This window comes from Nocardiopsis akebiae (assembly GCF_018316795.1).
Taxonomy (GTDB): domain Bacteria; phylum Actinomycetota; class Actinomycetes; order Streptosporangiales; family Streptosporangiaceae; genus Nocardiopsis; species Nocardiopsis dassonvillei.
The window spans coordinates 6,382,366-6,407,890 of record NZ_CP074132.1 but is presented as its reverse complement, the minus strand read 5'-3'; the positions used below and the strand labels follow the sequence as shown (position 1 = coordinate 6,407,890).

Annotated in this window: 23 protein-coding genes; 11 read left to right on the top strand and 12 right to left on the bottom strand. The window is 72.5% G+C overall.

What is annotated here, in order from left to right:
- Nucleotides 1-317: 317 nt before the first annotated feature.
- Together KGD83_RS27505 and KGD83_RS27500 are read left to right on the top strand one after the other, a co-directional pair.
- Nucleotides 318-689 (top strand): STAS domain-containing protein, encoded by a 372-nt coding sequence (locus tag KGD83_RS27505; protein ID WP_061079278.1) that lies wholly within the window; start codon nucleotides 318-320, stop codon nucleotides 687-689.
- Between the two features lie 38 nt (nucleotides 690-727).
- A complete protein-coding gene (locus tag KGD83_RS27500; protein ID WP_212644634.1) occupies nucleotides 728-1,363 on the top strand; it encodes a class I SAM-dependent methyltransferase in 636 nt (211 codons plus the stop codon).
- A gap of 146 nt (nucleotides 1,364-1,509) precedes the next feature.
- Here KGD83_RS27500 and KGD83_RS27495 read toward each other — a convergent pair whose 3' ends face one another.
- Both KGD83_RS27495 and KGD83_RS27490 read right to left on the bottom strand, forming a co-directional pair.
- Nucleotides 1,510-2,169 carry a hypothetical protein gene (locus tag KGD83_RS27495; RefSeq protein ID WP_212641806.1) on the bottom strand — a complete coding sequence of 220 codons (660 nt, stop codon included), beginning with the start codon at nucleotides 2,167-2,169 and terminating at the stop codon, nucleotides 1,510-1,512.
- Between the two features lie 16 nt (nucleotides 2,170-2,185).
- Nucleotides 2,186-2,581 carry a hypothetical protein gene (locus KGD83_RS27490; RefSeq protein ID WP_212641805.1) on the bottom strand — a complete coding sequence of 132 codons (396 nt, stop codon included), beginning with the start codon at nucleotides 2,579-2,581 and terminating at the stop codon, nucleotides 2,186-2,188.
- A 184-nt stretch (nucleotides 2,582-2,765) separates the two neighbouring features.
- Here KGD83_RS27490 and KGD83_RS27485 point away from each other — a divergent pair, with 184 nt between their 5' ends.
- Nucleotides 2,766-5,246, top strand: coding sequence for a PEP/pyruvate-binding domain-containing protein (locus KGD83_RS27485; protein ID WP_212641804.1), 2,481 nt, complete (start codon nucleotides 2,766-2,768; stop codon nucleotides 5,244-5,246).
- Here the strand turns inward: KGD83_RS27485 and KGD83_RS27480 are convergent.
- Together KGD83_RS27480 and KGD83_RS27475 are read right to left on the bottom strand one after the other, a co-directional pair.
- Complete coding sequence (locus KGD83_RS27480) at nucleotides 5,243-5,839, bottom strand: hypothetical protein (RefSeq protein WP_212641803.1); 597 nt, start codon at nucleotides 5,837-5,839, stop codon at nucleotides 5,243-5,245. The genes KGD83_RS27485 and KGD83_RS27480 overlap by 4 nt on opposite strands.
- Entirely contained in the window at nucleotides 5,836-6,204 is a 369-nt protein-coding gene (locus KGD83_RS27475; protein WP_212641802.1) for an MFS transporter, read from the bottom strand. Before KGD83_RS27475 ends, KGD83_RS27480 begins: the two co-directional genes overlap by 4 nt.
- Nucleotides 6,205-6,532: 328 nt before the next feature.
- On the opposite strand from KGD83_RS27475, the gene KGD83_RS27470 reads away from it, so the two are divergent.
- Nucleotides 6,533-7,150 carry a DUF1707 SHOCT-like domain-containing protein gene (locus KGD83_RS27470; protein ID WP_212641801.1) on the top strand — a complete coding sequence of 206 codons (618 nt, stop codon included), beginning with the start codon at nucleotides 6,533-6,535 and terminating at the stop codon, nucleotides 7,148-7,150.
- Between the two features lie 159 nt (nucleotides 7,151-7,309).
- On the opposite strand, the gene KGD83_RS27465 is transcribed toward KGD83_RS27470, so the two are convergent.
- Both KGD83_RS27465 and KGD83_RS27460 read right to left on the bottom strand, forming a co-directional pair.
- Nucleotides 7,310-7,939 carry a hypothetical protein gene (locus KGD83_RS27465; RefSeq protein WP_212641800.1) on the bottom strand — a complete coding sequence of 210 codons (630 nt, stop codon included), beginning with the start codon at nucleotides 7,937-7,939 and terminating at the stop codon, nucleotides 7,310-7,312.
- Entirely contained in the window at nucleotides 7,936-8,484 is a 549-nt protein-coding gene (locus KGD83_RS27460) for an ATP-binding protein (RefSeq protein ID WP_212641799.1), read from the bottom strand. The genes KGD83_RS27465 and KGD83_RS27460 overlap by 4 nt, the downstream gene beginning before the upstream one ends.
- Before the next feature lie 424 nt (nucleotides 8,485-8,908).
- Between KGD83_RS27460 and KGD83_RS27455 the strand changes: the two genes are divergently transcribed.
- The 4 genes from KGD83_RS27455 (at nucleotide 8,909) to KGD83_RS27440 (ending at nucleotide 11,819) form a co-directional block, all read left to right on the top strand.
- Nucleotides 8,909-9,715, top strand: coding sequence for a helix-turn-helix domain-containing protein (locus tag KGD83_RS27455; RefSeq protein WP_249352047.1), 807 nt, complete (start codon nucleotides 8,909-8,911; stop codon nucleotides 9,713-9,715).
- Nucleotides 9,715-9,927: a DUF397 domain-containing protein gene (locus KGD83_RS27450; protein ID WP_212641797.1), complete on the top strand. Its 213-nt coding sequence runs from the start codon at nucleotides 9,715-9,717 to the stop codon at nucleotides 9,925-9,927. The genes KGD83_RS27455 and KGD83_RS27450 overlap by 1 nt, the downstream gene beginning before the upstream one ends.
- A gap of 102 nt (nucleotides 9,928-10,029) precedes the next feature.
- A complete protein-coding gene (locus KGD83_RS27445) occupies nucleotides 10,030-10,701 on the top strand; it encodes a hypothetical protein (RefSeq protein ID WP_212641796.1) in 672 nt (223 codons plus the stop codon).
- Nucleotides 10,702-10,835: 134 nt separating this feature from the next.
- Nucleotides 10,836-11,819: a LacI family DNA-binding transcriptional regulator gene (locus tag KGD83_RS27440; RefSeq protein WP_212641795.1), complete on the top strand. Its 984-nt coding sequence runs from the start codon at nucleotides 10,836-10,838 to the stop codon at nucleotides 11,817-11,819.
- Between the two features lie 324 nt (nucleotides 11,820-12,143).
- On the opposite strand, the gene KGD83_RS27435 is transcribed toward KGD83_RS27440, so the two are convergent.
- From KGD83_RS27435 to KGD83_RS27425, 3 genes are all read right to left on the bottom strand, one after another.
- On the bottom strand, nucleotides 12,144-12,710 hold the full coding sequence (locus KGD83_RS27435; RefSeq protein WP_212641794.1) for a hemerythrin domain-containing protein: 567 nt from the start codon (nucleotides 12,708-12,710) through the stop codon (nucleotides 12,144-12,146).
- Between the two features lie 231 nt (nucleotides 12,711-12,941).
- Entirely contained in the window at nucleotides 12,942-14,099 is a 1,158-nt protein-coding gene (gene xylA / locus KGD83_RS27430) for a xylose isomerase (protein ID WP_212641793.1), read from the bottom strand.
- A 55-nt stretch (nucleotides 14,100-14,154) separates the two neighbouring features.
- Nucleotides 14,155-16,158: a beta-galactosidase gene (locus KGD83_RS27425; protein WP_212641792.1), complete on the bottom strand. Its 2,004-nt coding sequence runs from the start codon at nucleotides 16,156-16,158 to the stop codon at nucleotides 14,155-14,157.
- A gap of 85 nt (nucleotides 16,159-16,243) precedes the next feature.
- Here KGD83_RS27425 and KGD83_RS27420 point away from each other — a divergent pair, with 85 nt between their 5' ends.
- The 3 genes from KGD83_RS27420 to KGD83_RS27410 all read left to right on the top strand — a co-directional run bounded on the left by KGD83_RS27420 (nucleotide 16,244) and on the right by KGD83_RS27410 (nucleotide 21,654).
- Entirely contained in the window at nucleotides 16,244-18,559 is a 2,316-nt protein-coding gene (locus KGD83_RS27420; RefSeq protein ID WP_212641791.1) for a glycosyl hydrolase family 95 catalytic domain-containing protein, read from the top strand.
- A 92-nt stretch (nucleotides 18,560-18,651) separates the two neighbouring features.
- On the top strand, nucleotides 18,652-21,378 hold the full coding sequence (locus tag KGD83_RS27415) for a cellulose binding domain-containing protein (protein WP_212641790.1): 2,727 nt from the start codon (nucleotides 18,652-18,654) through the stop codon (nucleotides 21,376-21,378).
- Nucleotides 21,379-21,498: 120 nt separating this feature from the next.
- Entirely contained in the window at nucleotides 21,499-21,654 is a 156-nt protein-coding gene (locus KGD83_RS27410) for a hypothetical protein (protein WP_249352046.1), read from the top strand.
- Nucleotides 21,655-21,737: 83 nt separating this feature from the next.
- Here KGD83_RS27410 and KGD83_RS27405 read toward each other — a convergent pair whose 3' ends face one another.
- From KGD83_RS27405 to KGD83_RS27395, 3 genes are read right to left on the bottom strand one after another with little or no spacing between them, the layout of a single operon-like run.
- A complete protein-coding gene (locus KGD83_RS27405) occupies nucleotides 21,738-22,652 on the bottom strand; it encodes a carbohydrate ABC transporter permease (protein ID WP_212641789.1) in 915 nt (304 codons plus the stop codon).
- Nucleotides 22,649-23,689, bottom strand: coding sequence for an ABC transporter permease (locus KGD83_RS27400; protein WP_249352045.1), 1,041 nt, complete (start codon nucleotides 23,687-23,689; stop codon nucleotides 22,649-22,651). Before KGD83_RS27400 ends, KGD83_RS27405 begins: the two co-directional genes overlap by 4 nt.
- Nucleotides 23,682-25,340 carry an extracellular solute-binding protein gene (locus tag KGD83_RS27395; RefSeq protein ID WP_212641788.1) on the bottom strand — a complete coding sequence of 553 codons (1,659 nt, stop codon included), beginning with the start codon at nucleotides 25,338-25,340 and terminating at the stop codon, nucleotides 23,682-23,684. The genes KGD83_RS27400 and KGD83_RS27395 overlap by 8 nt, the downstream gene beginning before the upstream one ends.
- Nucleotides 25,341-25,525 lie beyond the last annotated feature (185 nt).

Here is a 25,525-nt window from a genome sequence, read left to right as displayed (position 1 = left end):
GCGCTGCCCGGGTGTCTATGGCGCATCCCATGTCATGAAATATCCCGGTGCCAACGGTATATAACGGGCGCTCACCGCCGAGTTCGTGCCCAGGAGGCGAAAATTTCTTCCGGTATGCCATTCCCGAACGGGCGGTTCGCTTATACCGTGTGTGTCCAACGACTTACCAGGCTCGCGGACGTACCATACGCTCCCCCCTGACGTCGGACCGGCTCTGTGGGAGTGGCGCCGGTCCGGGTGGGCGTGGTCCGCCGGTCTGCGTATGGTTAAGCGAAGGGACCCCTCACCATCTCAACGTGGGGCCGGGAGGAGTGAACGTGCACAGGCTTGGGCTGAGCACGCGGGTGGAGAGCCGCAGCGTCATCGTCGCGATCGAGGGAGAACTCGACATCGCGACCGCCGCCGACCTCCAGGAACACATCCAGTCCGCCGTCGAGGACCACGGTCCTTGGCTGATCCTGGACCTGTCCGGTCTGGACTTCATGGACTCCAGCGGTCTGAACGTCATCATCAACGCCTACAGGACCGTCCGCGAACTGGGCGGCTCGCTGGCGCTGGCCGCTCTGAACGAACGCGTCACCAAGGTCGTCCGCCTGGTCGGCCTGCACCGCCAGGTCCCGGTCCACCAGACCGTGGCCACCGCCGTCGCCGCCATGGAGGCACTGGAGGCCAAGCGCCAGGCCGGATAGCCTCCGGGCGCATGAGCCCAGTCCCTCCCCCGAGTCCCGTGGACATCTCCTGGGACCACAACAGCCACTATCACGAACACCTCCTCCGCCACGTGCCCCCGCACTGCACCCGAGCGCTCGACGTCGGGTGCGGCGGCGGTAGGTTCGCCAGGGCCCTGGCCTCCCGCGGGATCGCCGTCGACGCGATCGACCCCGAACCGCGGATGATCTCCACGGCCCGTGAACGCACGCCCGCCCGCCTGCCGGTCGACTACCGCGTGGCCGCGCTGGCGCAGACGGAGCCGCGTCCCGGGGGGTACGGGTTCGTCAGCTCGATCGCCAGCATCCACCACATGCCGTTCGGGCCCTCGCTCGAACGGATGGCCGCCGCCCTCGCCCCCGGCGGCACGCTGGCCGTCCTCGGCCTGTACGCAGAGAGGGACGCCGCCGACGTCGCGGCCGGTCTGGCCGCGCTGGGCCCGCAGTGGGCGGTCGGGCTCGGCCTGCGGCTGGGCCGCGCCCTCACCGGCACGCCGAATCCGCACGGCGTGGGGCCCGCCGCCGAGATGCCGGTGCGCGACCCGGGGATGGGCCTGCGCGAGATCGCGGCGGAGGCCGGTGAGGTGCTGCCCGGCGCACGTCTGCGGCGGCTGCTGTTCTGGCGCTACTCGCTGGTCTACACGCGACCGGCCTGACCCCGTTCGAGGTCGGGTCGGCCGCTTCGTGTCGGTCGCGTGTGCCGGTGGTGCTGGCCGTGCCGCTGCGCGGGCCGGTCCGCCCGGGTCGGCCCGCCCGGGCTGAGCGTTGGGAGCGGGTCCGCGCGGGGTCGGCCCGCCGGAGATCAGACCCCGCCGCCACCGCCACCGCCGCCGTCAACGGAGGAGGAGCCTCCCCCGCCGTCGGAGGAGGAGCCTCCCCCGCCGAAGCCTCCGCTGTCGCCCGGACCCCACCCGGTGCCGCCCCCGGGTTCACCGGACGGGGGCTGGTGGCCCTCCGGGCCCGGGTGTCCGGCGGCCCCGCCGCCGGGGTGGGGGTACCCGTAACCGGGGCGGTCGTGCTCGGGCGGCGCCGGGTAGGCCTGCCCGTACCCGTACGGCTGGCCGGGCGCGGGCGGTGCGAACGCGTGACCGGCCGGGTGGCCCGGGGCGGCCGGACCGGCGGCGTGGGCATCGGCGGACTTCGAACGGACCAGGGCCGCGGCGAGCACGACCAGCGCCCCGGTGACCGTGAGCCCGTACAGGAGCTCCACGATGACGTTCGTCAGCCCGGTGGCCGTCATGACCGCTTCGAAGGACGAGCCCGTGGCCCCGACCACGAAGTAGACCACCGAGCTCGCGACCTGGACGAGCGCGGCGGCGGTGAGCAGGGCCCCCGCGGTCCGGACGGCGCCGGGGAAGGGCGATCCCTTCGCGCGGACGAACGCGGTGATCCCCACCGCGAGGAGGGTGAGGGTGCCGAGGAGGTAGAGGAGCGGGCCCAGGTTCGTGGGGAGGGAGGACATCGGAGGGCTCCTCGTGTCAGCGGGTCGGGAAGGGCCGCGGACCGGGGTGGGGGCCGGGCGGCGGTGGCGGAGCGGTGTTCCGGGCCGTGAGGCGCTTCGCCGCGGCCAGCACCAGGGCGAGCAGGCCGCCGACGAAGAACAGCGTGAACACCAGGTGCAGGGCCGGGACCACCGTGGTGTGCACCGCGATGTCCACGCCCGCGTACACGGGGGTGAGGGTCCAGATCTCGACCGCCAGGTCGCCGAGGGCGCCGAGCACGATCAGGGCCCCGCCCGCCGCCACGAGGCCCCTGCGGTCGGAGGCCGCCACGCCGCTGAGGGCCAGCACGACGACGCCGAACAGCAGGTAGAGGGCCTCGAACAGCAGGGAGAGGACGGAGGAGACGGTGTAGAGGGGGGAGATCAGTTGCATCCGGGGCCTTTCCTCGGGGTCACGCGCGGATCCAGACTCTCACGCCGGGCGCCGCCGTCCGCGTACGCGGAGCGGGACGGCCGGCCCGCCGCGGGAGTTTTCCACAGACCCCTTCCGGCTGTGGCGGTCCCCGCCTCCGGCGGGGAACATGGGAAGCGGCGGTACAGCAGCCGGAGGTGGCGTCGTGCTCGTGGTGGAACTGGATCGGATCGACGGGATGGGGACCGACCTGGTCGGCGGCAAGGCCGCCGGGCTGGCCGGGGCGATCGCGGCCGGAGAACGCGTGCCGCCGGGTTTCTGCGTCACCGCCGAGGCCCACCGCTCAGGGAGGCTGCCGGAGGCGGAGGTGACCGCCGCCTACGAGGCCCTCGGCGGCGGCCGGGTGGCGGTCCGGTCCAGCGCGACCGCGGAGGACCTGCCTGACGCCTCCTTCGCGGGACAGCAGGACACCTACCTCGACGTCGAGGGCGCCGACGACCTCCTCACGGCCGTCCGCCGGTGCTGGGACTCGCTGTGGACCGACCGCGCCGTCGCCTACCGGCGCGACCGGGGAATCGGCGACGACGGGGTGCACATGGCCGTCGTCGTGCAGCGCATGGTCGAGCCCCGGGCCGCGGGGGTGCTGTTCACCGCAGACCCGGTCACCGGCACGCGGGGCGAGACCGTCCTGGACGCCGTTCCCGGCCTCGGGACCGCGGTGGTCGACGGCACGGTCCGGCCCGACCACTACGTCGTGCGCGCGGACGGCGGGACCGAGGGGCCGGAGGACGGATGCCTGTCCCCGCAGGAGGTGGCGGTCCTGCACGCCGCCGGGGAGCGGCTCCAGCGCCACTTCGGCTCGCCGCAGGACGTCGAATGGGCCCTGGACCGCGACGGAACCCCCTGGATCCTCCAGTCCCGCCCGGTCACCACCCTCTTCCCTCTGCCCGACCCCCACGAGGACGGGCCCCGCGCCTACTTCGAGGTCGGCAACATGCAGGGCATGCTCCGCCCGTTCACCCCGATGGGCCTGTCCGTGCTGGGAATCGTCGCCTCAGCGTGGCTCGGCTCCCGGGGTACCGGATCCGACGGCGGAGGAGGGGCAGCGGTCTCGGTGGCGGGCAGGTTCTACCTGGACCTCACCCCCTACCTGCGCAACCGTTGGATCCGCGGCGCGCTGCCGGGCAGCATGGTCGTCTACGGACCCCGGGCCGCGGCCGCCGTCCGCTCCCTCCTGGACGACCCGCGCTTCGCCGCGCGCCCGGGTGGCCGCATCAGCCTGGGCAGGGCGTTCGGGGCCGTCGTGCGGGCGCTGCCGCTCACCGGCAGGGTCCTCGGGGACGCGGTCGCCGCGCTCGTGGACCCCGAAGACGCCAGACGCCGCTTCCTGAGGGCCGGTGCGGTGCTCCGGCAGCGGGCCACCCGCGCTCCGGAGCACGCACTCACCCCCGCGCGACGGCTCCGGCACGCGACGGACCTCCAGAACGAGGCGCTGAAGGAGGGGATGATTCCGATGATGGGGCCCCTGTGCGTCGCGATCCTCTCCGCCAGGGCGCCCGAACTGCTGCTCAGGGGGATCGCCGAACCGGGTGAGGTGGCCGCCGTCCTCGGCGGGATGCCGCACAACGTCACCACGGAGATGGACCTGGCGCTGTGGCGGCTGGCGGTCGGGGCCCGCGGGCACGGCGAGCTGTTCAGGGACACCCCGCCCGAGGAACTGGCGGCCCGGTACCGGGCGGGGACGCTCCCCAGCATCGGCCTCGACGGTTTCCTGGAGCGGTACGGGCACCGCGGCGCCGCCGAGGTCGACGTCGGCGTGCCCCGGTGGTCGGAGGACCCCGCACCCCTGTTCGCCGCGATCGCCAACTACCTGCGGGTGAGCGATCCGGAGCAGGAGCCCGACCGCAGGTTCGCCCGGGCCGCCGCCGAGGCCGAACGCACGCGGGACGCGCTGGTCCGCAGGGCGCTCGCCTCCCGGCCGGTCCGCGCGCGTCTGGCGTCGTTCTCCCTCGACCGTGCGCGCGCCCTGGCCGGGATGCGGGAGTACCCCAAGTTCTCCTGGTTGTTCGCTATCGCCGAGACGCGTCGGCACCTCCTCCTCGTCGGCGCGGAGATGGTCGGGGCGGGGCGGCTGGACGAGCCCGACGACATCATGTTCCTCCGTCTGCCGGAGGCGCGCGCCCTGGTGGAGGACGCGGACCAGCGCGCGCTCGTCGCCGAGCGCCGCGCCGAGTACCTGCGTGAGCGCAAGCGCCGCCGGGTGCCCCCGGTCCTGCTGTCCGACGGAACCGACGTGGAGGCCGTGCTGCCCGCCCCGCGATCCGGGCGGTACGGGGAGTTCCTCGGCGTGCCCGCCTCCTCGGGGACCGTGACCGGGACGGCGAGGGTGATCCACGACCCGGCGGGTGCCACGCTCGACCCGGGGGAGATCCTGGTGGCCCAGAGCACGGACCCCGGGTGGACGCCCCTGTTCATGACCGCCGGAGGGCTGGTGGTGGAGACGGGCTCCACCATCGCGCACGGGCCGACGGTCGCCAGGGAGTACGGCATCCCCGCTGTGATCTGTGTTCCCCGGGCGACCGAGGAGATCCGGGACGGGCAGAGGATCACCGTCGACGGCAGCACGGGCACGGTCCGCGTCGAGGGCGGGGAGGGGCCGGAGCAGCCCAGACCGGTGGAGGGCTAGAAGCCGCCCCCGCCACCGCCTCCGTCGACCCCGCCGCCGTCACCGCCTCCGGCTCCTCCTCCGCCGCCGTCGTTGTGGACGCCTCCGCCGTCGAAGGCGTCGCCATGACGGCCGGGATCGCTCGTTGCCGCGCGGGCGTTCGAAGCGTGTGCGGAGGACCGGCCGTCGTCGTACAGGGCGCCGCCCGGACGTCCGCCCCGTGGTTCCGGCCGCTGCTCCGGCCGTCGCTGCACGGTTCCCCGGGGCGCGCGCCGCCGTCCCCGGGAGCTGATCACCGCGCACAGCAGTAGGACGAGCGCCACCGCGAGCAGCACGTGGACCCCGATGTCGAGGGCGAACAGCACCGGGAACGGGACCGGCACCTCACCGTTCTCCACCAGGGCCGGGTGCAAGAGGAACCGGAACCAGAGTTCCCGAGCCCCCTGGATGACGCCGAGGAGCACGAGCAGGCCGCCTCCGGTGCGTACGAAGCCGCGACCGCCGGGTGCCCTCCCGGCGAGGGCCAGCGCGATGGCCCCCGCCATTAGCGGGGGGAGCACCACGGTCAGCAGGTTCAGGAGGAACGGCACCAGGTCTGGTCCCTGTTCGGTCATCGCCGGGCCTCCTCGTGCGGTCCGCCGTAGGGGGAGGCCGACGGAGGTGGCGGCCCGGCCCGCGACGTCCTCCGGGCGGCGGCCACGACCAGCAGGAGCATGCCCGCGCCGAGGAGGAGCGCGGACAGGTGGTGCGACACCCCCGTGATCAGCGCGGTGGTCCCCGAATCCGCCACCCGTTCGCGCACCCAGGGGGAGGAGAGCTGGTCGAGCAGCGACAGGACGGAGGAGGCCAGCAGCGCCGCCGCGCCCAGCCCGGTAAGCGCACGGCGTTCCGGCGCGGCCGCGAAGCAGCAGACCAGTGCGAAGAGGCCCACCAGCAGAAGGAGGAGAGGTCCGATCAGGTAGGGCAGGTGGAGGTTCACTGCGGTCCTCTTCGGTGGGGGAGTCGTCGGGGCCGTGGCCCGGTGCGCGCCGAGCCGTGAGGGAACCTACCCGCCCGAGGGGTGTTCGAGGCGGCGACGGCCGCTTGTGGCCAGACCCGTGGAACCCGCACCCGTCCCGCCCCGGCCGCGCCCCGAAGCGCGCATATCGGCCAAGGCCGGGCCGGAGTCCCGGGGCCGCGGCCTAGCCGATTCGGCGGAACTGCTCCCGGCCCACCCGTGCCCGGACCGGGGGCACCGGCACCCACGGCAACGACGGGTCCGGCCTTCGAGATGTACAGTCCGGTTCGCCCGCTCCTATCCTTGGGCCATGAACGCCCAGCCTCCGAAGCCCCCCGCGCGCACCGTTCCCACCGCGGACCTGCGCGCCTCCCACGCCGAACGGGAAGCGGTGGTGGAGCAACTGCGCGACGCTGCGGCCGAGGGGCGCATCGACCTCGACGAGCTGGACACGCGCCTGGAGCAGGCGCTGAATTCCAGGACGCACGCCGAACTGGCCGTCCTGACCGCCGACCTGCCGCAGCCGCAGCTCCCCGAAAGCCAGCCGCCGCTGGTGGTAAAGGGCGGTATGCACGGGGCGTCCCTCGGCCCCGGGCGATGGGAGGTGCCCGGGCACGTGATCGCCCACGGGGGCATAGCGGGGGTGAAGATCGACTTCAGCCGGGTCGAGTGCCGCTTCACGGAGGTCGTGGTGGAGGCGTACGGGGAGGCCGCCGGTGTCACGATCGTCATCCCCGACGGCTGGGGGGCGGACACCGGCGGCCTGGACCCCGGCATCGGCGGCCTGAAGGACAAGACGACCCCCGACCGGCTCGCGGGGACCCCGTTGATCCGGCTCACCGGGAACGGTGGTATGGCCGGAGTGGTCATCCGCCACCCCAACCGCTGGGAACGGCGCAAGCTGAACAGCAACCCGAAGCAGGACTAGCCGCGCCGCCCGGGGCCTCCGACATCGGTCCCGGGCGACGCGGGGTCTCCGCCCGAGGGCTCCTCGTAGCCGGAGCCGTCAGCGCACACCACCGGTCCGCGTCGTGTGCCCCGATCCGGCGCGGCCTCCTGGAGGGGTTCGGGTGCGGGCCGGTCCCGGCTACAGCAGAACCGAGGCCAGGTGCTGGGCCAGGGCTCCGGCGCTGGTCGCGAGCGTGTAGGCGGCCAGCAGACGGGCCGGGCCGGTGCGGGTCCAGCCGAGACGTCGGGGTCTGCGGTGGCTGTGCGGGCGCTGGGATCGGCGGCGCGGCAGCGGTGGGCGTTCCGGGTGTTGCGGACGGGGCTGGAGTGGGCCGTCGTCGGTGGCGGGTCGCGGGGGCGGAACCGCTGGTGCCTGCGGGCGCTTCGGTGGCGGTGAGGGTTTGCGCGGGCCTTCGGGGGCCTCGGTGCCCCGAGTGCCCGGCGTGCCCGGAGTGCTCTGAGAGCCCTGGGGTTTCTGGGAGCCGTGTGCGGCCAACCGGGCGGCTTGGACGTGCATCCAGGTGGGCAGCTCGCCGTGGCGTTGGCGGTAGGCCACGCGGGGGTTCCCCGCCATCTGCGCCAGGAGCCGCTGTTCCCGGGTGGGTTCGTTGGGTTCGCCGGTGTTCCTGGAGCGGTTGAGGCTGTCGGGACGACCGGAGGGACCGGTGTTGCTGGCGGTACCCGGGCGGACGAAGCGCTGTCCCCGGGGCGCGTCCAGGACCCGACGGATGCGGTCGGTGCCGGGCCCGCTGACGGCGGGGGCGCTCACCTGTCGGCTCCGGCGGTGGTGGCGCCGGCGGGAGCGGTGGGGGTGAGGGTGAACTCGGCCCACACGACCGTGCCCAACCCCGCGCAGAACGGGAAGTCCACCACGGCACGGGTGCCCCACCTGGCGGCCAGGGAGTTGATGAGCAGCAGGCCACGGCCGCGTTCGGCCTCCTCCCAGCCGGACGCGGTGCGCTGGTGCGGGATGTGCGGGAGGGAAGGGTTCTCGGTCCGAACGCCGTCGTCGGTGATGCCCAGGTGCAGGGTGGTGGCGGTGGGCATGGACAGGGTCCGGATGACCCGGCCGTTCTCCTGGCCGGAACGGGAGTGGGCGGCGGCGTTGGCGAACATCTCGCTGGCGCAGAGCACGATCGTGTCGGCCAGGTCGGGGCACAGCCCTTCAAGGCGGGACAGGTCGGAGCGCAGGTCCTCACGCACCCAGGCGGCCTGGGCGAGGAGACCGGGATAGATCCGGGAGGGCCAGCGCCGCCCGGCGACGGGCGGGGCGGGCGTGTGGATGGCTGCGCGGGGACGCGGCACAATGGTCATGTCGGCACGCTCCTTCAGGCATGAATCGGGTTGTCGATGTGGGCTCTGGAGGCGCTGCTATCGCCCCCAGAGCCCGTTTTCGTGTGGCCGCCCCTTGGCGGACGGCCGCCCCGGCGGTGAGTGTCACCCCGCCGTGGACCGGCCAGATCCCAGGCTCTTCTCCTGCGCCGCCTCGTGCCAGGCAAGGCGTCTATCGAGGTGGGCGCCCCTTTTCCAAGAGCCGCGCCGGAATCTCGCTTCGTCCTCTAAGCTAGAGACCAGCCTTAGAAGTTACAAGGCCTGTATAAAAACTGGCCTGCATTGTTGGCGCATGTCCTTTTTGGTGCAGTGAGATGATCGGGCTGTCCCCGCCATCCACTGTGACGACGACGGAACGAAGGAGGCCTTCGTGGCCCAGGGCTCCCCCGTGCGCAGGCACTACCTGGTGAGTCAGCTCAAGCGACTCAGGACCCAGGCCAAGTTGTCTCAGGAGCAGGTCGCCAACGAGTTGGGGTGGGACACCAGCAAGCTCTACAGAATCGAGAACGGGCGGTTCGTCCGGCTGACGACGGAGGCTGTCGCCGCGCTCTGCCGCCTGTACGGCTCAACGGATGCACTCCGCGAGGAGCTGGTGGAGATCGCCAAGGCGGCCCGCAAGCAGAAGCCCTGGTGGTTCCAGCACGAGGACGTGGCGGGCAACGCCTTCTACAGCCTGGAGAACGAGGCCACCAAAATCCAGCAGTACGCGATGGGTATCGTCCCGGGTCTCCTCCAGCATCCGGACTACATCGAAGCCCTGATGGCTCGGGGATTCGTGACAGACCCGAAGGAGCGTCAGAAGCGCGTCGCCGCCCGGATCGAGCGCTGCACCAGCATCCTGGACCGCGACGTCCCTCCCCGGATCTGGGCGGTCATCGACGAGTCGGCGCTGCGCTGCCTCGTCGGTGGACCTGAGGTCATGCGGACCCAGTTCCAACACCTGATGGAGCTGGACAAGCGCCCGAATATCGACATTCAGGTCCTGCTACTGTCCAAGGGCATGGCGCAGTCCTGCGGCTACACTCTCCTGCACCTCGGCGAAACCGACCGGGTGGGCTACCTTGACGTCCCTCCGAGCGGGCACTTCTTCGAGGGCAGCGACGAACTCGCGAACCACGAACACGGATTCGAGTACATGCAGGCCGCTGCCCTGCCGTTGGACGACACGCAAGACTTCATTCGCGACCTAGCGGACAACCTGGAGAAGCCCTGATGACTGAGCACGAAGCCGCCGAGGCGACGTTGGTGCCTGCCTCCCTCTGGCACACCTCCAGTTACAGCGTTGAACGAGGTGAATGTGTGGAGGTCGCGGAGGGCCCGATTACCGGGGTCCGGGACACCAAGCACCGTGAACTGGGCGCGCTCTTCTTCGGCGGTGGCGAGTGGCAGGCCTTCCTGGGTGCCGCGAAGGACGGCCGTAGCTAGAGTCCTGTGGCCCCAGGGGCTGCCCCGGGACGTCCGGCCCGCCGTGCGCCCTTCGGGTCGTTGGTCCCATGTATGCGGCACGCCCCGGGGTAGTTCGCCGGTATGAACAGGAACCGCGGCATCCCCCGTACCCCCGGGCGGTTCGGTACCCTCATGGGCCGTTGGACCATCTACGCCCAGAACAACCCGCGTCAGTACGGCCTCCGCACGGCCCTGCTGGTCGCCGTCCTCGCCGTCCCCTTCATAGCCCTGCTGTTCGTTCCTCTGATGATCGGGACCGATTTCGCCCCCGCCATCGTCGCCGTCACGGGAGGAACCCTGGCCGTGGCGGTGGTCGTCTCCGCGGCCACCGGTTTCGGCACCGCGTGGATGATGCGCCGCATGGTCAAGGACAGACCGCTACCTGTGGACGCCGACCCGGCCAAGGCCTGGGCCGCGCACTGGCAGATCATGCGGGGCACCCTCCACACGGACCCCGAGACCAACCGGCTCGGGCGCATCCTCGCCGACCAGAGCGACACCTCCCGCTCCCCGAAGTTCATGCTGCTGTTCGGCTGCGTACTCGTCGTGCCCAACGTCGCCAACGCCCTGCTCCAGTACGCCAACGGAACCCCGTTCGCTTCGGGCAACCTCTTCCTGGCGGGACTGCTGGTGGTCATGATCGCGACCTTCGTCCCGCTCACGATGCGCCGCCAGCGCAGGGTCCGCCAGTTCCGTGAGACCTACGACCGCGCCGCCGCGGGCTCCTCCGGTACGCTCGGAACCGAGGACTGACCACGGCGCCCCCTTCCCTCACCCCCCACGCTCCGTGACCACGCCTCGCCCGGCGGCGCCCATCGGCGCCACACCCGGTAAACACGGTGCGTAACAGCGCATCGAATCGGTTCGAAAACGGACGGGACGGCACGGTGCGGATCTCCGATGTGGCCCGGCACGCTGGCGTGTCGCCGAGCACGGTCTCCTACGTCCTCAGCGGCAAGCGGTCGATCTCCGAGACCACCCGGCGGCGCGTGAAGGAGAGCATCGACGCACTCGGTTACCAACCGCACGCGGGCGCCCGCTCCCTGGCCAGCCGCCGCAGCAACGTGATCGCCCTGGTCATCCCGCTCCGCGGCGACGTGCACGTCCCCGTCGCGATGCGCTTCGCCGTCTCCGTGGTCACCGCCGCCCGCGCGCACGACCACGACGTCCTCCTGCTCACCCAGGGCGAGGGCCCCGACGGCCTGCGCCGGGTCTCGGGCAGCGCCATGGTGGACGGCGTCATCGTCATGGACGTGGAGGCCGACGACGCCCGCGTCCCCGTCCTGCGCGAGTTGGACCTGCCCTCGGTCCTCATCGGCGTCCCCGAGGACACCGAGGGCCTGACCTGCGTGGACCTCGACTTCGCCGCCGCCGGGGCCGCCTGCGTGCACCACCTGGCCGACCTCGGCCACACCGACCTCGCCTTCGTCGGGCAGCCCCCCTCGGTGTACGAACGGCGCACCGGGTTCGCCGAGCGCACCACCACCGGATTCGAGCGCGCCGCCGCCGAGCGCGGCGTGCGCGCCACCCTGCACCCGTGCTCCCCCGACACCGCGCACGGCCTCGCGGAGGACCTGCTCCGCGAGCGGCCCGGCCTCACCGGCCTCATCGTGCACAACGAGCCCTCGGTCGGCCCGCTGCTCGAATCCTTCGCCGAGCACGGCCGCACCCCGCCCGGGCTGTCCGTGGTCGCCATCGGCCCGGTCCCGCCCGGCGGCCCGCCGCTGACCTCGGTGGACCTGCCCGCCGAGGAGGTCGGAGCCCGCGCTGTCGGCCTGCTCATGGACAAGATCGACGGCCCGGGCAACCCCGGGGTGACCCTGCTCGAACCCCGGCTCACCTCCCGGGAGAGCACCGCCCCGCGGGTCTGACCGCGCTCGGCCCCCGGCCGCGCTCCGCGCCCGACCGGGGATGTGGCGGGGGACACCGGAAAAAGTGTCCCCGGGTCGCGGAATACCCGCCCCCGCCCTCCCGTTGTACGGGGTGCCGGAAGGTGCGGTAGAAAGTGTCCCCCGGGCTCCACTCAAAGCCTTCACGGAATACCGCGCCCGCAAGGGCGGCAGGAGCCGTGTTGTGCACCGCGCCGTGAGGCGACCGCCGCACCGTTCCGGTGTACGTGACGGCCCCGCCGGGAAACTGCCCGGCGGGGCCGTTTCACGTCTCGCGCCCAGCGGGGAGCGCACCCAAGAAGGGTCTCAGCCGCGCCGGGCCTTCTGCACGGCCTCGGCCAGCTCCGCCTTGTCCATCTTGGAGCGGTTCTCGATGTCCAGCTCCCTGGCCTCCTCGTAGAGGTCGCGCTGCCTGGGAACCCTGCCCTTGACGTCGAAGCGCTCCAGCTCCCGGGCGCGCCGCTCCCAAAACGCCCTGCCCAGCTCCTGGGCCCGCTTCTGGCTCACGGCCTCCCTGAGGCCGGGCAGGACGTCGCTCTCCTCCTCCTCGACGTGGTGCTTGACCGCGTCGACGAACTCCTCGCAGCGCTTGTCGAACTCCTTGCTCTTCGGGTCGCACTCCTTCAGCTTGCGGAGCAGCTCCTCGGCCTCCTGGTGCTCCTCCGTGCCGTGCCGGACCTCCGGTCCCTCGCCGGCGGCCTCGGCGGCGGCCGGGTACACCTCGTCCTCCTCGGCGCGGCTGTGCGCGGTGAGGATCGCCTCGATCTCCTCCAGCAGGCGCGGCCGCTGGTCGGGCTCGGACTGGAGCCGGTCGAACAGCTCCTCCATGGTCCGGTGGTCCTTCATGATCAGGGTGACGGCGTCCTCGGCCATGTTCGCCTCCGCTTCGGTGGGGTGCTTCCGACCACCGCCACTACCCACGGCCCCGCTGCCCAGACACGGCGCCGACCGGCCGCCGACCCGGCTGCTGCCCGGATCCGGCCAGACCCCGACTCCACCCCGCCCGCCCGGAACCGGCCGTCGCACCGCGCCGATCCCGGAAACAGCCGGGGCCGCGCCCCGCGCGCCTCGCGCGGAACACGGCCCGGATACGGGAGCGGAGGGTCAGCGCAGGCCGAACAGGTGCTCCATGGCGAGCTGGTCCAGGCGCTCGAAGTGGTAGCCGCGTGCGCCCACCTCGGCCAGGTCGATCTCCTCGGCCAGCAGGTCGGACAGGGACTCGCCCTCGCCCAGCGTGGACTGGGACAGCTCGGGCACGCGCGAGGCCGCGAGCGCCTCCACCACCTCGGGGTCGGCGCGGAACGCCCTGGCCTTCTCCTTCAGGATGAGGTAGTTGCGCATGCAGGCCGCCGCCGACTCCCACACGCCGCTCATGTCCTCGGTGCGCGGCGTCTTGAAGTCGAAGTGCAGCGGGCCGTCGTAGCCCGCGCTCTCCAGCAGGTCCACCAGGAAGAACGCCTCCTTGACGTCGCCCGAGCCGAAGCGCAGGTCCTGGTCGTACTTGATCCCGCGCTGGCCGTTGAGGTCGATGTGGAAGAGCTTGCCCGCCCATAGGGCCTGCGCGACGCCGTGCGCGAAGTTCAGCCCGGCCATCTGCTCGTGGCCGACCTCCGGGTTGACCCCCACCATCTCGGGGTGCTCCAGCTCGTTGATGAAGGCCAGGGCGTGGCCCACCGTGGGCAGCAGGATGTCGCCGCGCGGCTCGTTGGGCTTGGGCTCCAGGGCGAAGCGCAGGTCGTGGCCCTGCTCGCGCACGTAGCCGCACAGGATGTCGAAGGCCTCGCGCAGCCGGTCCAGGGCGGCGTGGTCGTCCTTGCCCGCCTCGGTCTCGGCACCGTCCATGCCGCCCCAGCACACGTACGTCTTCGCGCCCAGCGACACGGCCAGCTCGATGTTGCGGATGACCTTGCGGATGGCGTGGCGGCGCACGTCGCGGCTGTTGGAGGTGAACCCGCCGTCGCGGAACACCGGGTCCGAGAACAGGTTGGTGGTCGCCATCGGCACCTTGAGCCCGGTCTCGTCCAGGGCCGCGCGGAACCGCTTGAGGATGTCCTCGCGCTCGGTGTCGGAGCTGCCGGGCGGGATGAGGTCGTCGTCGTGGAAGGTGATCCCGTGCGCGCCGAGGTCGGCGAGGCGGCGCACGGCGTCCACCGGGTCGAGCACAGGGCGGACGGGGTCGCCGAAGGTGTTCACCCCGCGCCACCCCACGGTCCACAGACCGAAGGTGAACCTGTCCGCGGGCACGGGCTGGTAGCTGCTCATGTCGTGTCTCCTGAGGTAGGCGCAGGACTCCGGAATAGTTTGTCTAGAGTCACAACTAATTGTCAACGGGGTGGCCGCGCAACACCGCCACCCCGCCGCCCGGCAGGGTCATCCCCTGCGCCGAAACGCCCGACACCAGGTCGCGGGCGCCGGCGTCCAGCCCGAACCGGGCCGGGTCGATCCACCGCGGCCGGTCGTCGTGGTTGGTGACGAACACCCACGCGCCGTCCCGGTCCACCCGGCGCACCACCTCCAGCCCCGGCTCCGGGAACGGCCCCGTCCCCGCCGCCTCGGCCAGCAGCCGGGCCAGGCCCCGGTCCGACAGCCGGGCCGACAGGTACCAGGCCTCGCCCGCGCCGTGGCGCCGCCGCGTCACCGCGGGCAGCCCGTCCAGCGGCCCGCCCGCGTAGTGGGCCACCGCCTCGGCCCCCGCCAGGTGGACGTGCTCGCTCCACAGGGTGGCCTCCTCGCGCACCGAACCCAGGTCCACGCCCACCGACTCCCCGGGCGGCAGCGGGTGCATCTCCTCCACCCGAACCCCCAGCAGGTCCCGCAGCGCGCCCGGGTACCCGCCGGTGCGCACGGTCCCGTCCGGGTCGGCGGCCCCGCTCAGGAAGGTCACCACCAGCGTTCCGCCGTCCTCGGCGTAGCGGGCCAACCGCTCGGCCGCCTCGTCCGAGAGCAGGTACAGGGCGGGCACCACCAGCAGCGGCACCCGCGGCAGGTCGCGGTCGGGGCGCACCATGTCCACCGTGCGCCCCGACCGCCACAGCACCCGGTGCACCTGGCGCGCGGCCTCCAGGTAGTCCACGCCCCGGGCGGGCAGCGACGGGCTGCCCAGCGCCCACCAGCACTCGGGATCCCAGGTGAGCGCCGCGTCGGCGACCACGTCGGCGTCGCGCGCCTCCGCCACGCGGGGCAGCACGCTCCCCAGCTCGCACACCTCGCGGAAGATCCGCGAGTCCGGCCCGGCGTGCGGCACCATCCCCGAGTGCCACTGCTCGGCGCCGCCCCGGGAGGCCCGCCACTGGAAGAACATCGCGCCCCGCGACCCGCGCGCCACGTGCGCCAGGCCGTGCCGCGCCGTCTCCCCGGGGGCCTTGGGCCGGGTGACCTCGCCCGTGTAGGTCACACCCGCCGCCTGTTCCATCAGGAGCCACGGCCGTCCCGGGCCGGGCACGCGCTCCGCCCACGAGCGGGCCAGGTCGGCGGCGAAGGCGGTCTGCTCCGCCGCGCCCTGCCCCGTCCGGTCCGGGTAGTCGTCCACGGCCACCAGGTCCAGGTGCTCGGCCCACCGCCACGGGTCCACCGGCACCCAGTCGCCGAAGGCCAGGTTGGTCGTGACCGGCACGTCCGGCCGCACGGCGCGCAGCACGTCGCGCTGGGACAGGAAGTGGTCGAGCATCGCGTCCGACAGGAACCGCCGGAAGTCCAGCACGTGCGCCGGGTTGGGCAGGTACTGGGTCGCACGCGGCGGCTGGACCTGCTCCCACTCCGAGTAGTGCTGGCTCCAGAACGCCGTGGTCCACGCCGCGTTGAGCCGGTCCAGGTCGCCGTGGCGGCCCCGCAGCCAGTCGCGGAAGGCCCCGGCGGTGTGCTCGGAGTGCGACCACGTCCCGTACTCGTTGTGCACGTGCCACAGGCGCAGCGCCGGGTGCGCGGAGTAGCGCTCCGCCAGCGCGCGGGCGATGCGCACCGAGGCCTCGCGGTAGGCGGGGGAGCACACGTCGTAGGTGTCGCGGCTGCCGTGGGTGAGCCGGGTCCCGTCCGCGGTCACCGGCATCGCGTCGGGGTACGCGAGCCCGAACCACGGCGGGGGAGAGGCGGTCGGGGTGGCCAGGGCGACCCCGATCCCGGCGTCGGCGAGCCGGTCCAGCACCCGGTCCATCCACTCGAACCGGTACTCGCCCTCCTTCGGCTCCAGGAGCGCCCAGGAGAAGACGCCGACCGTCACGAGGTTGACCCCGGCGCGGCGCATCAGCTCCACGTCCTCCGCCTGGACCTCCTCCGGCCACTGCTCGGGGTTGTAGTCGCCGCCGAACCACAGCGGAGAGGACATCGGGAACTCCTTCTGGTTTGGTGTGTGCGCCAACAAAGTAGGGCGAAAACCCTTCCTGGCGACACCCCCCACACGAGGAGAGCGCATGTCCGCAGCACGACGGGTCCGCACCCGCCACCCGGTCGGGAACTGGGAGGACGCGCTGGTCACCGGCAACGGGCGCGAGGGGGCGCTCGTGCACTCGACGGCGGAGCGCGTCCGCCTCACCCTGTGCCACGAGCGGCTCTTCCTGCCGGTCACGGAGTCCCTGCCCGCCCCCGAGACCGCTCCCCTGCTGCCCGAACTCAGGGAGCTGCTGCGCCGGGGCCGCTCCCGCGAGGCCGCCGGGCGGATCGCGGAGTCCGCGGCGCGGGAGCACCCGGGCTACGCCGACACCCGGTGGATCGACCCGCTGGCGGGAGCCGCCGTGCTCTCGTTCGCCCCGCGCGGGACCCGGCCGGGGCCGGTCACGCGCACGTGCGACCTGGACTCGGGGCTGGTCACCGAGGAGCTGCCGGACGGGACCGCGCACCGGGCCTTCGCCTCCCGGCCCGACGGCGCCGTGGTCGTCGAACTCTCCTCGCCCCGCGGCCTTGACGGAACGCTGCGGCTCACCGCGTTGGAGGAGGCGCCGCCGGTCCCGATGACGGTGGTCCGCGGGGCCGACCCCGCCCTGCTGACCCTGCGGGCGGACTTCCCCCAGCGCCCGCCGGGCGGGCTGTCGGGGTACACGGTGACCTGCGCCGTCAGCGCCGAGGGCGGCCGGGTCGGCGCCGACGGCGAGGGGCTGGACCTGCGGGGCGTCCGGCGGCTGCGGCTGACGGCGCGCGTGCGGGTGGACGGGTTCGCCGCGTCGGAAACGGGGAGTCGCGTGGTCCTGTCCGGGACGGGGGGTCCCACCGGGGGCCCGGAGGGCTTCGCCGGGGCGCTCGAACGCCACCGGGCGGTGCACGGCGACCTCATGTCCCGCTTCCGGCTGGAGCTGGAGGGCGGTCCGGTCCGCCCCGACGCGCTCGGCGAGGACCTCCTGGCGGCGGGGGCGGCCCCCGGCCTGATCGCCCGCCTGGTCGACGCCGGGCGGTACGCGATCATCTCCAGCTGCGGCGACCTGCCGCCCACCCTCCAGGGGGTGTGGAGCGGCACCTACGATCCCCCGTGGCGGTCGGGGTACACCTTCGACGGCAACCTGCCCTCCGCCCTCGCGGCCCTGCACACCACGGGCACGCCCGAGCTGATGACCGGCCTGTTCGACCTCCTCGACGGCATGGCCGACGACCTGGCGGAGAACGCGCGGCGGCTCTACGGCTGCCGGGGGATCCTGCTGCCCGCGCACGCCTCCACCTCCGGCAGACACAACCACTTCGGCCCCGAGTGGTGCCTGACCTGCTGGACCGCGGGCGCGGCGTGGACGTCCCGCCTGTACTGGGACCACTACTCCCACACCCGCGACCGCGCGTTCCTGCGCGAGCGCGCCCTGCCCTTCCTCACCGCCGCAGCGGAGTTCCACGAGGACTTCCTCACCGACGAGGGCTTCTCCCCCTCCTACTCGCCGGAGAACACCCCCGGGGACGGCGACGGCCAGGCCGCCGTCAACGCCACCATGGACGTCGCGGCCGTGCGCGACCTGGTGCGCAACCTGCTGCGGGCGCACCGCGTGCTGGGCGTTCCCGGCTCGCGCCGCTGGGTCCGGCTGGGGGCGCGTCTGCCCGGCTACCGAATCGCCCCGGGCGGCGAACTCGCGGAGTGGGCGGGCCCGGCCGGGCCGGTTGAGCAGAGCGAGCGGCACGCGCACCGGCACGCCTCCCACCTGTACCCGCTCTGGTACGAGACCGACCCCGCCCTGGCCTCGCCCCGGCTGCGCGCGGCGGCGGTCGCCGCCGTGCGCGCCCGCCTGTCGTGGTGGCGCGGGCAGGAGTCCGACGAGATGGCCTTCGGGCTGGTCCAGCTGGGACTGGCCGCGGCCAACCTGGGCCTGGCCGCCGAGGCTCACGAGACCCTGTCCCTGCTGGCCACCCGCTACTGGCGCCCCACCCTGGTGCCCACGCACAACCGGGGCAGCCTGTTCAACGTGGACATCGGCGGCGGGTTCCCGGCCGTGGCCGCGGCGATGCTGGCCCGGTCCGCGGAGGGGCGCCTGGACCTGCTGCCCGCCCTGCCCCGGGAGTGGGCGTCGGGGCGGGTGGAGGGGCTGCGGGCCCGGGGCGGGGTCGTCGTGGAACTCCTGGAGTGGTCCGGCGGCCGGGCCCGCGCGCGGCTGCGGGCCGTCGAGCCCCGCCGGACGGTGGTCGCGCTGCCCGGCGGGGAGCGGCGCGGGGTGGACCTGGTACCGGACCGGGCGGTGCCCCTGCAATTCGCGGTGGTTGCGGAGAAGGAGTCGAATCGCTTCGAAAATTCCCGCGCAACACCCCTTGCCGGGGGTTAGTCGGCTATTCAGACTAATGGGGAATTCGCGCCTGCCCCGGGACCGGATTTCCGGGGAGGGCTCACCCCCCGATTCCCCCAAGGAGCCCGCACATGCCTCCCGAACAGCACCGGCCCCCCAGACGCGGTCGGGGCTTACCGGCGCTCGCCGCCGCGGCGGCCACCGCACTGGCCGCCTCCACCGTCGTCGCCACCACCGCGGCCGGGGCCGCCCCCGCCGAACCGGCCGCGGCGCAGGCCGCCTACGAGTGGGACAACGTCGAGATCGTCGGCGGCGGCTTCGTCCCCGGCATCGTCTTCAGCGAGACCGAACCGGGCCTGGCCTACGCGCGCACCGACATCGGCGGCGCCTACCGCTGGAACCCCGACACCGAACGCTGGATCCCCCTCCTCGACTGGGTCGGCTGGGACGAGTGGGGCTACACGGGCGTGGTCAGCATCGCCACCGACCCCGTCGACCCCGACCGCGTGTACGCGGCCGTGGGCACCTACACCAACGACTGGGACCCCAACAACGGGGCCGTCCTCAGCTCCGACGACCGCGGCGAGACCTGGGACGTCGCCGAACTGCCCTTCAAGCTCGGCGGCAACATGCCCGGCCGCGGCCTCGGCGAGCGCCTGGCCGTGGACCCCAACGACAACAGCGTCGTCTACTTCGGCGCGAGCGGCGGCAACGGCCTGTGGCGCAGCACCGACCACGGCGCCACCTGGGCCGAGGTCGAGGCCTTCCCCAACCCCGGCGACTACGTCCAGGACCCGGGCGACGAGACCGGCATGATGTCCGACATCACCGGCGTGACCTGGGTGGACTTCGACCCCCGAACAGGGTCCGAGGGCTCGGTCACCCAGGACGTCTACGTCGGCGTCGCCGACCTGGACGACCCGGTCTACCGCAGCCGGGACGGCGGGCAGACCTGGGAGCCGGTCCCCGGCGCGCCCACGGGGCACCTGCCCGCGCACTCGGTCGTGGACCACGAGGGCGGCCAGCTCTACATGGCCACCACCAGCACCCCCGGCCCCTACGACGGCGACTCCGGCGACGTGTGGCGCATGGACCTGGCGACGGGGGAGTGGACCGACATCAGCCCCGTGCCCTCCGGTTCCGAGGACAACTACTTCGGCTACGGCGGCCTGACCATCGACCGGCAGGACCCGGACACGCTGATGGTCGCCACCCAGATCTCCTGGTGGCCCGACATCCAGATCTACCGCAGCACCGACCGCGGCCGGACCTGGACCCAGGCGTGGGACTGGGGCGCCTACCCCGAGCGCACCGCGCGCTACGAGATGGACATCTCCGGAGCGCCCTGGCTGGACTTCGGCGGCAGCGGGACTCCCCCGGAGACCCAGCCCAAACTCGGCTGGATGACGCAGGCGATGGCGATCGACCCGTTCGACTCCGACCGCTTCATGTACGGCACGGGCGCGACGGTCTACGGCAGCGACAACCTCACCGACTGGGACGCGGGCACCACCTTCGACATCGGGGTCATGGCGCACGGCATCGAGGAGACGGCCGTCAACGACCTGATCAGCCCGCCCGGGGGAGCGCCGCTGCACTCGGCCCTGCTCGACGTCGGCGGCTTCACCCACCAGGACCTGGAGACCGTGCCCGATCAGATGTACCAGCAGCCCTACTGGGGCCACGGGACCAGCCTGGACTTCGCCGAACTCCAGCCCGCGACCATCGCGCGGGTCGGCGGCAGCGACGCCGAGGCCGCCATCGGCCTGTCCACCGACGGCGGCGAGAGCTGGTGGGCCGGGCAGGAGCCCGGCGGCGTGACCGGCGGCGGCACGGTCGCGGTGAACGCGGACGGCTCGTCCCTCGTGTGGAGCCCCGACGGCACCGGCGTCCACGCCTCCACCACCCTGGGCTCGTCGTGGACCGCCTCCACCGGTGTTCCGGCGGGCGCGAGGGTGGAGGCCGACCGGGTGGACCCGGACGTGTTCTACGCCGTCTCCGACGGCACGTTCTACACCAGCACCGACGGCGGGGCCACCTTCACGGCGGGCTTCGACGGGCTCCCGGCCGAGGGCAACATCCGCTTCGGCGCGGTGCCCGGCCACACCGGTGACGTGTGGGTCGCCGGAGGCACCGGCGACCACTACGGCATGTGGCGGACCACGGACGCCGGGGCCTCCTTCGCGCGGATCGAGGCCGTGGACGAGGGCGACGCGGTCGGCTTCGGCGCGCCCGCGCCGGGCTCGGACTACCCGGCGGTGTACACCAGCTCCAGGATCGACGGCGTGCGCGGGATCTTCCGCTCCGACGACGCGGGCGGGAGCTGGGTGCGGATCAACGACGATCAGCACCAGTGGGCCTGGACGGGTGCGACCGTCACCGGCGACCCCGACGTCTACGGCCGGGTCTACGTCGGCACCAACGGCCGGGGGATCGTCTACGGCGACCTGGCGGGCGGGGGCGGAGACCCCGGCCCCGAACCGACACCGGAGCCCTCGCCGGACCCCGAACCCACCCCGGAGCCGTCCCCGGACCCCGAGCCCGGGGACTGCGCGGTCGAGTACGAGGTAACCAACACCTGGAGCGGCGGGTTCCAGGCCGGGGTGACGGTCACCAACACCGGCGACGAGGCCCTGGAGGGCTGGGAGGCCGGCTGGGAGTTCACGGCCGGTGAGGAGGTCACGAGCCTCTGGAACGGCGCGCACACGCAGGACGGCGCGTCGGTGCGGGTGACCGACGCCGGATGGAACGCCCGGATCGCCCCGGGGAGTTCGGTGACGGTCGGCTTCAACGGGACCGTGGACGGCGAGCCCGCGCGGCCGACCGGGCTCACCCTCGACGGGGAGGCCTGCGGCTGACGCCCTGGCACGGCGGGGCCGGGAACCGCGGGGGCGGTTCCCGGCCCCGCCGTGCCACGCCTTCGGGGCATTGAGCCGTTCCTGCCCAGGAGCAGACCCGCATCCGCTACACAGGGCCGTATGAACCAGCCGGTGACCGCCGCCCTGTCCGAAGTGGAGCAGGCAGCGGAGGACGCGTGGCTCAGCCGTCTCGCGGCCGAAGCCGAGGAGGAGGGCCGGGAGGGGTCCGTCTCCTCGGAGGAGATGGAACGGGAGCTGACCCGCAAGGAGGGGTGAACCGACCGTAGCCCGGACACACCCGCGCCCCCGGGGTTCCAGGAGGAGGGAGAACCCCGGGGGCGCGGGCGGACCCGGGGCCGCTAACCCTTCACGGCGCCGATGATGACGCCCTTGGTGAAGTGCTTCTGGACCAGCGGGTAGACGAACGTGACCGGCACCAGGGCCACCACCACGATGGCCATCTGGATGGCCAGGTTGGGCGCCGAGGCGCTGCCGCCCTGCACCGCGTCGCCGATCACCGAACTCGAACTGAGCTGCTGGCCCTGCTGCACGTACTGGCGCAGCACCAGCTGGAGCGGCCACTTGGCGTTGTCGTTGATGTAGAGGATGGCGTTGAAGAAGGCGTTCCAGTAACCCACCGCGTAGAACAGGCCGACGACCGCGGTGACCCCCTTGGACATGGGCAGGACCAGCCGGGTCATGATGGTCCACTCGCTCGCCCCGTCCACCCGGGCGCTGTCGCCGATCTCCTGGGGCAGGTTCATGAAGAACGCCCGCATCACCACCAGGTTGAACGCGTTCACCGCCGTCGGCAGGATCAGCGACCAGTAGCTGTCGATCAGGCCGACGTTGCTCACCAGCAGGTACAGCGGGATCATCCCGGGCGCGAACAGGAAGGTCAGCAGCACCGCGAACAGCAGCGGCCGGTGCCACAGCGACCCGGGCTGGGACAGTCCGTAGGCGGCCAGGACGGTCGCCACCAGGCTGACCAGCGTTCCCACGGCCGTGACGCCCAGACTGACCAGCACGGCCCGGGTCACCACGCCGCCGCTGAACAGGTCCGCGTAGGCCTGGAAGGAGATCCCCTGCGGGACCAGCACCAGGCCGCCCGCGCTGTTCACCGCCGAGGCGGGGGACAGGCTGGTCAGGATCACGACGTAGAGGGGGAAGACGATGACGACCGCGATGGCGGCCAGGGTGGTGTTCTTCGCGGCGCGCGCGGGGAGGCTGGGGCGCTCCGCCCACACGGGGCGGTCCTTGAACAGTGTGCTCATGCTCGTCGGTAGATTCCGTTTTCGCCCATCTTGTGGGCCAGCTTGTTGGCCAGAACGATGAGGACCAGTCCGACCACGCCCTTGACCAGGCCCGCGACCGCTCCCGCGCTGAAGTTCCCCGTCACCAGGGTCTGGTGGTAGATGAAGGTGTCCAGCACCTCCGACACGCCCGAACCGAACGCGTCGCGCTGGAGGTAGAACTGCTCGAAGCCGACGTTGAGGATGTCGCCGATCTTGAGGATGAGCAGCAGGACGATCACCGGGCGCAGGCCCGGCAGGGTGATGTGCCACATCCGCCGCCAGCGTCCGGCGCCGTCCACGGCCGCGGACTCGTAGAGGTTCTGGTTCACGGCCGCCAGCGCCGCCAGGAAGATGATCGTGCCCCACCCGGCGTCCTTCCAGACCATCTGGGAGGTGACCACGAACAGGAACGCGTCCGGGTCGGTCATGACCTCCAGCGGCGCGTACCCGTTCTGCCGCAGGATCTGCGAGAACAGCCCCGCGCCGCCCAGGATCTGCTGGAACAGGGTGACGACCAGGACCCACGAGAAGAAGTGCGGCATGTACACGATGCTCTGGAGCACCATCCGCATCCTGGGGCTGAGCACGCTGTCCAGCAGGATGGCCAGGGCGATCGGGACGGGGAAGAAGAACACCAGCTGGACCGCGGCGATGACCAGCGTGTTGCCCGCCGCGGACCAGAAGCGGGGGTCGGTGAACAGCCGCTCGAAGTGCGCCAGCCCCACCCACGGGCTGCCCCACACCCCGTCCCAGGGGTTGTAGTCCTGGAAGGCGATGACGTTGCCCAGGGTCGGCGTGTAGTGGAACACCGCCAGCAGGCCGATCGCCGGGACCGTCATCAGCAGGAGCTGCCAGTCGCGGCGCAGCCTCGCCCCGAACGGGACCCGCCTGCGCCCCCGGGGCGCCGACCCGCTTCCGAGGTCCGGGACGGCCGGGGGCCGCCCCCGGCCCCCGCGCCCTCGGGACGCGGCGGCCGGGGAGGGCGGTTCGCCCTTGGTCATGGTCCGCTCAGTCACGGCCGTGCTCCTGGAGGACCCCCATGTAGAACTCGCGGCCCTCGTCGCCGCCGTCTCGGCGCCAGTCCGCGACGGCCCGGTCCAGGGCGCTGAGGTCCTCGCGGCCCCGGATGATGTCGTTGACCCTGTCGGTCAACGGGGTCTCGGCCCCGGAGAAGCGCTCGGGGCGCTGGATGCGGATGCCCGCGAACGGGTCGTCCTCGGTGAACTGGGCGGCGTGGTTGTACCAGTCGCACTTCCACGGCACGAAGTCCGGGTACTGGCTCTCGGTGATCGCCTGGGGGCGGCCGCTGATGAAGTAGTAGCCGTCGTTGACCTCGCCGTTGCCGGTGTCGGTGAGCTGCGGGGCGCCGTCGTCGTTGAGCTCGTGGTGCACGCCCTCCTCGCCGTAGCGGTAGTCCATGTACTCCCGCGTCCCGAACGGCGCGGCGCAGTAGTCGACGATGCCCAGGATCTCCTCGACCTGCTCCGGTTCCATGCCCTTGCGCAGGAACACGGACTGGGCCGAGGGGTCGCTGCGGTGCATCACCGGGTCGGCGCCGCCGTTGCCGAAGACCGGCATCAGGTCCAGGCGGAAGTCGGGGTCGTCGCCGAGCATCTGCATGTAGGCCTCGTGCCAGGCGCCGATGCCGTCCTGGTTGAAGAGGATCTGCCCGGAGTTGAGGAGCTCCTTGGAGTTGTCACCCTGGGCGACGATGTCGGGGTGGACGAGTCCCGCGTCGAAGAGCCTGCGCATGTACTCGACGCTGGCCCTCCACTCCTCGGTCTCGAACATGTGGATGAGCTCGCCGCCCGCGTAGCGCCACTGCTTGGGCGCGCCGAAGACCTGGCGCATGGTGAGGTTGAAGTCGCCGAAGGCCCAGCGGTTGTTGTCCGGGTCGTTGACCTCCTCGCCGATCGCGAACAGGTCGTCGGGGCTGGCCGGGGCCTCCAGGCCGTACTCCTCCAGGAGGTCGCGCCGGTACAGGACCCAGTTGCCGAAGGGCTCGGCGGGCCAGGGCACCCCGTGCAGCCGCTGGTTGAAGACGTTCCAGCGCCAGGCGTCGCTGTCCAGGTTGGCCAGCAGTGGGTAGGCCCGCGCCGCGTCGCCTGCCAGGTGCGGCGTCAGGTCCTCGAAGAGCTCGCCGACGGCCCGGTTGAACTGCGGGACCAGGTTGATGACCCAGTCGGGGATCATCGTGATGTCGGCGACGTCGCGCCCGGCGATCACCGCGTTCATCTTGTCGATGACCGAGTTGCCGTCCTGGAAGTTGAACTCCACCGTGGCGCCCAGGCGCCCGTTGACGTACTCGAAGAAGGAGTTGTCGCCCAGGCCGGGCGGGATCGGCCCCCACAGCGGGGTCATCGCGGTGTACCGCCCGCCCCTGCCGGGGGCCTCGGGCACGGCTTGGACGAACTCCGTCGGGTAGGCGGTGAAACCGTCCGGCGCGCCGTGCTGTCCCGGGATGTCGGGGGTGACCCCCTGGAACGGGATGTGCGTGGGGATCAGGTCGTCCAGCGAGCCGGCGGAGGAGGCGGACCCTCCGCCGCTGGACGACTCCGAGCCGCACCCGGTGAGCGTTCCGGCGGTGAGCGCCGCGGCGGTGGAGGCGCCCACCAGGCCGAGGAAGCGGCGTCGGCTGGGGGGCAGGCGCAGGGGGGTGGTGCGCATAGCGTCGTTCCTTCGGTTGAGCAGGCCGGGGGAGCCCAAGGGGGGTAGGAAACGAAGGGCCATTTTGCTATGAATTAGTTGGCCGTTTAGACAAACAAATTACTCCACTGTGATGTGGCACACAAGGTCTTCAGGTATCGAAGTCGAAGCGGTTCGATTTCGAAGGACAATACCCTCACGCACGA

Bases quoted from the DNA above. Each gene is read 5' to 3' on its own strand.
- KGD83_RS27460 (WP_212641799.1), bottom strand. From the start codon at position 8,484: ATGACCATTGTGCCGCGTCCCCGCGCAGCCATCCACACGCCCGCCCCG.
- KGD83_RS27490 (WP_212641805.1), bottom strand. From the start codon at position 2,581: ATGCAACTGATCTCCCCCCTCTACACCGTCTCCTCCGTCCTCTCCCTG.
- KGD83_RS27420 (WP_212641791.1), top strand. From the start codon at position 16,244: ATGTCCGCAGCACGACGGGTCCGCACCCGCCACCCGGTCGGGAACTGG.
- KGD83_RS27445 (WP_212641796.1), top strand. From the start codon at position 10,030: ATGAACAGGAACCGCGGCATCCCCCGTACCCCCGGGCGGTTCGGTACC.
- KGD83_RS27435 (WP_212641794.1), bottom strand. From the start codon at position 12,710: ATGGCCGAGGACGCCGTCACCCTGATCATGAAGGACCACCGGACCATG.
- KGD83_RS27410 (WP_249352046.1), top strand. From the start codon at position 21,499: ATGAACCAGCCGGTGACCGCCGCCCTGTCCGAAGTGGAGCAGGCAGCG.
- KGD83_RS27395 (WP_212641788.1), bottom strand. From the start codon at position 25,340: ATGCGCACCACCCCCCTGCGCCTGCCCCCCAGCCGACGCCGCTTCCTC.
- KGD83_RS27470 (WP_212641801.1), top strand. From the start codon at position 6,533: ATGAACGCCCAGCCTCCGAAGCCCCCCGCGCGCACCGTTCCCACCGCG.
- KGD83_RS27450 (WP_212641797.1), top strand. From the start codon at position 9,715: ATGACTGAGCACGAAGCCGCCGAGGCGACGTTGGTGCCTGCCTCCCTC.
- xylA (WP_212641793.1), bottom strand. From the start codon at position 14,099: ATGAGCAGCTACCAGCCCGTGCCCGCGGACAGGTTCACCTTCGGTCTG.
- KGD83_RS27425 (WP_212641792.1), bottom strand. From the start codon at position 16,158: ATGTCCTCTCCGCTGTGGTTCGGCGGCGACTACAACCCCGAGCAGTGG.
- KGD83_RS27405 (WP_212641789.1), bottom strand. From the start codon at position 22,652: ATGAGCACACTGTTCAAGGACCGCCCCGTGTGGGCGGAGCGCCCCAGC.
- KGD83_RS27495 (WP_212641806.1), bottom strand. From the start codon at position 2,169: ATGTCCTCCCTCCCCACGAACCTGGGCCCGCTCCTCTACCTCCTCGGC.
- KGD83_RS27415 (WP_212641790.1), top strand. From the start codon at position 18,652: ATGCCTCCCGAACAGCACCGGCCCCCCAGACGCGGTCGGGGCTTACCG.
- KGD83_RS27480 (WP_212641803.1), bottom strand. From the start codon at position 5,839: ATGACCGAACAGGGACCAGACCTGGTGCCGTTCCTCCTGAACCTGCTG.